General features: G+C 65.9%; 4 protein-coding genes. All 4 read left to right on the plus strand.

Annotation, left to right across the window (positions count from 1 at the left end; genetic code table 11):
- On the plus strand, window positions 1-315 hold a 315-nt coding region (locus WBB14_RS22905), incomplete at its 5' end, for a hypothetical protein (RefSeq protein WP_424241871.1).
- On the plus strand, window positions 312-1,310 hold the full coding sequence (locus WBB14_RS22910) for an HAD family hydrolase (protein ID WP_424241872.1): 999 nt from the start codon (window positions 312-314) through the stop codon (window positions 1,308-1,310). The genes WBB14_RS22905 and WBB14_RS22910, both read left to right, overlap by 4 nt.
- Before the next feature lie 46 nt (window positions 1,311-1,356).
- Complete coding sequence (locus WBB14_RS22915; RefSeq protein WP_424241873.1) at window positions 1,357-2,994, plus strand: arylsulfatase; 1,638 nt, start codon at window positions 1,357-1,359, stop codon at window positions 2,992-2,994.
- A 114-nt stretch (window positions 2,995-3,108) separates the two neighbouring features.
- Window positions 3,109-3,737: fused MFS/spermidine synthase (locus WBB14_RS22920; RefSeq protein WP_424241874.1), on the plus strand; the 629-nt coding region annotated here is incomplete at its 3' end.

Genomic DNA, 3,737 nt, shown 5'->3' on the forward strand with positions numbered 1-3,737 from the left:
CGCCTGGACGCGCTCTATGCCTGGCTGCGCCGCGCCTGCGGGGCAGCCACGGTTGCACAAGCGACGGCCGGCCTGGAACCCGCGCTGCGGCAGTCCGGCGCCGACGCGCTGCAAGCCATCTATGGCCCCAATCCTGATGCGGTCCGGGGCTGGCGCGGTTTGCGCGGGATGTTGCCGCCGTGGCGCCGCGCCTTGCGCGCCCGCGCAAGGCCGACCGAAGAACATGGCCTGCTGCCGCTGAATCCCCGCCCAGCCCAACCGGCGCGCGCACGCGCAGGCATCGCGGCCGGCGAACCTCCAGGAGATCTTCCATGACGACGCCTTTGCAGGTACGGCGCTGGTTCGCGCTGCTGCTTCTCTTGCTGCTGGCCGGCGTCGCGCGCGCGCAGACGCCGCTGCCTTCTTGGAACGAGGGTCCCTCGCGGCAGGCCATCCTCAGCTTCGTGCAAGCCGTCACGGCCGAAGGCGGCCCGGACTACGTGGCGCCAGCCGACCGCATTGCCGTGTTCGACAACGATGGCACGCTGTGGAGCGAGCAGCCCATGTACTTCCAGCTGATCTTCGCGCTGGACCAGGTCAAGGTCATGGCGCCCCAGCATCCCGAATGGGCCACGGAGCAGCCTTTCAAGGCCGCGATCGAGGGCGACCGCCAGGCGCTCGCCGCCGCGGGCACGGAAGGACTGCTGCAGATCGTCGGCGCCACGCACACCAACATGACGACGCAAGCCTTCGGCGCCGAGGTCAGGCAATGGATCAAGACCGCGCGCCATCCGCGCTTCAAGCAGCCCTATACCAGCATGATCTACGCGCCGATGCTGGAACTGCTGGACTATCTGCGCGGCAACGGTTTCAAGACCTACATCGTGTCCGGCGGCGAAGTGGAGTTCATGCGGGCCTGGGCGCAGGACGTCTACGGCATTCCGCCCGAGCAAGTCATCGGCACCACCTTCGTGACCGAGTTCCAGATGCAGGACGGCAAGCCCGTGCTGATGCGCACGCCCAAGCTCGACTTCAACGACGACGGTCCGGGCAAGCCCGTGGCCATCAACAAATTCATCGGCCGCCAGCCCGTCTTCGCCTTCGGCAATTCGGACGGTGACCTGCAGATGCTGCAGTGGACGGCGGCCGGCAGCGGCAAGCGCTTTGCCGGCCTGGTGCACCACACCGACGCCAGGCGCGAATGGGCCTATGACCGCGAGTCCAGGATCGGCCGGCTCGACAAGGCGCTGGACGAAGCGGAGCAAAAGGGATGGGTAATCGTGGACATGGCAAAGGAGTGGAGAAGGGTATACGCATTTGAAACACAGTGATTCGTTTACGTGACTGGGAACCGCCCGCAAGGGTCAGGAGAAAGCGATGAACGCAAGAAAACTGTTGAGCGCGGCGCTCTTCGCCGCAGCCGGGCTCACGGCCCTGGGCAGCGCGCAGGCGCAAACCCAGACGCCGCCGGCCAATCAAGGCCAGGCGGCGGCATCGGACAAGAAGCCGAACATCCTGGTGATCTTCGGCGACGATATCGGGCAGGCGAACATCAGCGCCTACGCGCATGGCGTGGTGGGCTATCAAACTCCCAACATCGACCGCATCGCCAAGGAAGGCGCGATGTTCACCGACTACTACGCCGAAAACAGCTGCACGGCGGGCCGCTCGTCGTTCATCACAGGCCAGTCGCCGCTGCGCACCGGCCTGTCCAAGGTGGGCGCGCCCGGCGCGCCAGTAGGCCTGCAGAAGGGCGACATCACCATCGCCGAGGCCTTGAAGGCGCAGGGCTACAGCACCGCCCAGTTCGGCAAGAATCACCTGGGCGACAAGGACGAGTACCTGCCCACGCATCATGGCTTCGACGAGTTCTTCGGCAACCTGTACCACTTGAACGCGGAGGAGGAACCCGAGCGTCCATACTGGCCCAAAGACCCCAATGATCCCTTCGTGAAGAACTTCTCGCCGCGGGGAGTAATCAAGGCCACGGCCGACGGCAAGGTCCAGGATACGGGCGCGCTGACCACCAAGCGCATGGAAACCATCGACGACGAAACGGTGGGCGCGGCGTTGGACTACATCGACAAACACGGCAAGGAGGACAAGCCGTTCTTCGTGTGGATGAACACCACGCGCATGCACATCTATACGCATATCCGGCCCGAAAACAAGGGCAAGAGCGGCATGCCAGGCAATGACTACGCCGACGGCATGTGGGAACACGACCAGGACGTGGGCAAGCTGCTGAAGAAGCTGGACGACATGGGCATTGCCGACAACACCATCGTCATCTACACCACCGACAACGGTCCCAATGCCTTTACCTGGCCGGACGCCGCCACCACGCCGTTCCGCAGCGAGAAGGACTCCAACTGGGAGGGCGCATTCCGCGTGCCGGCCATGGTGCGCTGGCCGGGCAAGATTCCGGCAGGGGAAGTCAAGCGCGGGATGGTGTCCGGCATGGACTGGTTCCCGACCTTGCTGGCCGCCACGGGCGATGCCAACATCAAGGAGCGCTTGCTGGACGGCTGGGCGCCGCAGGCTGGCGGCACCAAGTTCAAGGTGCATCTGGACGGCTACAACCAGCTGGGCTATCTGACCGGCAAGCAGGAAAAGAGCGCGCGCGACGATTTCTATTATTTCAACGACGACGGCCTGTTGGTCGGCATGCGTTTTGGCGACTGGAAGGCGGTGTTCTGCGAGCAGCGGGCGCCGGGAAACTTCAACGTCTGGCAGGATCCCTTCGTCTGCCTGCGCGTGCCGAAAGTCTTCAACCTGCGCATGGACCCGTATGAGCGCGCCGACATCACCTCGGATCAGTACAACGATTGGCTGGCCAAGAACGCCTATCTGACCGAGATCGCGACCATGAAGGCGTCGGCATTCCTGGAGACCTTCATCACCTATCCGCCCAGCCAGCGGCCTGCCAGCTTTAGTGTGGACCAGGTTCAGGAACGGGTGAACAAGGCCATGGAGAAACACTTCGAAGAGGTCGAGAAGCAGAAGTCGAAGTAGCGGGTTCCGGCGCGAGCCGGAGCAGGACCGGGCGGCGCCTGTCGCGCCGCCCGGCAACGCAGCAGGAGCAGCATGATGGGCATGGGGGCAAGCGAGGCGATGCAAGGACCTGGAATGCAGAGCAAAGCCGTGGAGGGGCGGGCGTTGACGGCGGCCCGGCCGGCCGCGCTGCTGTTCCTGTCCGGAACGGCGGCCCTGGTTTTCCAGGTGCTGTGGATCAAGCAGCTATCGCTGGTGGTGGGCGTGGAGGTGAGCGCCATCGCCGGCGCGGTCAGCGCGTTTTTCCTGGGGCTGGCGCTGGGCGGCTGGCTATTGGGCCGCCAGGCGGACCGCCTGCGTCGGCCAGTGCGCTTCTACGCCATGCTGGAAGCGGCCGTGGCGCTTTCCTGCGTCGCGGTGACTTGGCTGCTGGCGCGCAGCGCCGCCGCCTTCGTCGCGGTCGAGGCCCATAGCAGCGTGGCGGCCTGGCTGGCGATAGGACTGCTGCTGGCCATGCCCGCGTTCCTGATGGGCGGCACCTTGCCGGTGCTGCTGCGCGCCGTCAGCCGCCAGGGCGCGGACGTCAGCCGCCGTGGCGGGACCCTGTACGCCGCCAATACCTGCGGCGCCATCCTGGGCGCCCTGTTGCCCGCTTTCTTGCTGATTCCGCGCTTGGGCGTGCAGGGCGCGGCGCTGGCCGCGGCCTCGTTGAACCTGCTGGCGGCGGCCGGCGCCTGGGCGCTGGACCGCAAGGCAGGCGACAG

This window comes from Achromobacter sp. (assembly GCF_049647645.1).
Lineage (GTDB): Bacteria > Pseudomonadota > Gammaproteobacteria > Burkholderiales > Burkholderiaceae_B > Achromobacter.

Bases quoted from the DNA above. Each gene is read 5' to 3' on its own strand.
- WBB14_RS22915 (WP_424241873.1), top strand. From the start codon at position 1,357: ATGAACGCAAGAAAACTGTTGAGCGCGGCGCTCTTCGCCGCAGCCGGG.
- WBB14_RS22910 (WP_424241872.1), top strand. From the start codon at position 312: ATGACGACGCCTTTGCAGGTACGGCGCTGGTTCGCGCTGCTGCTTCTC.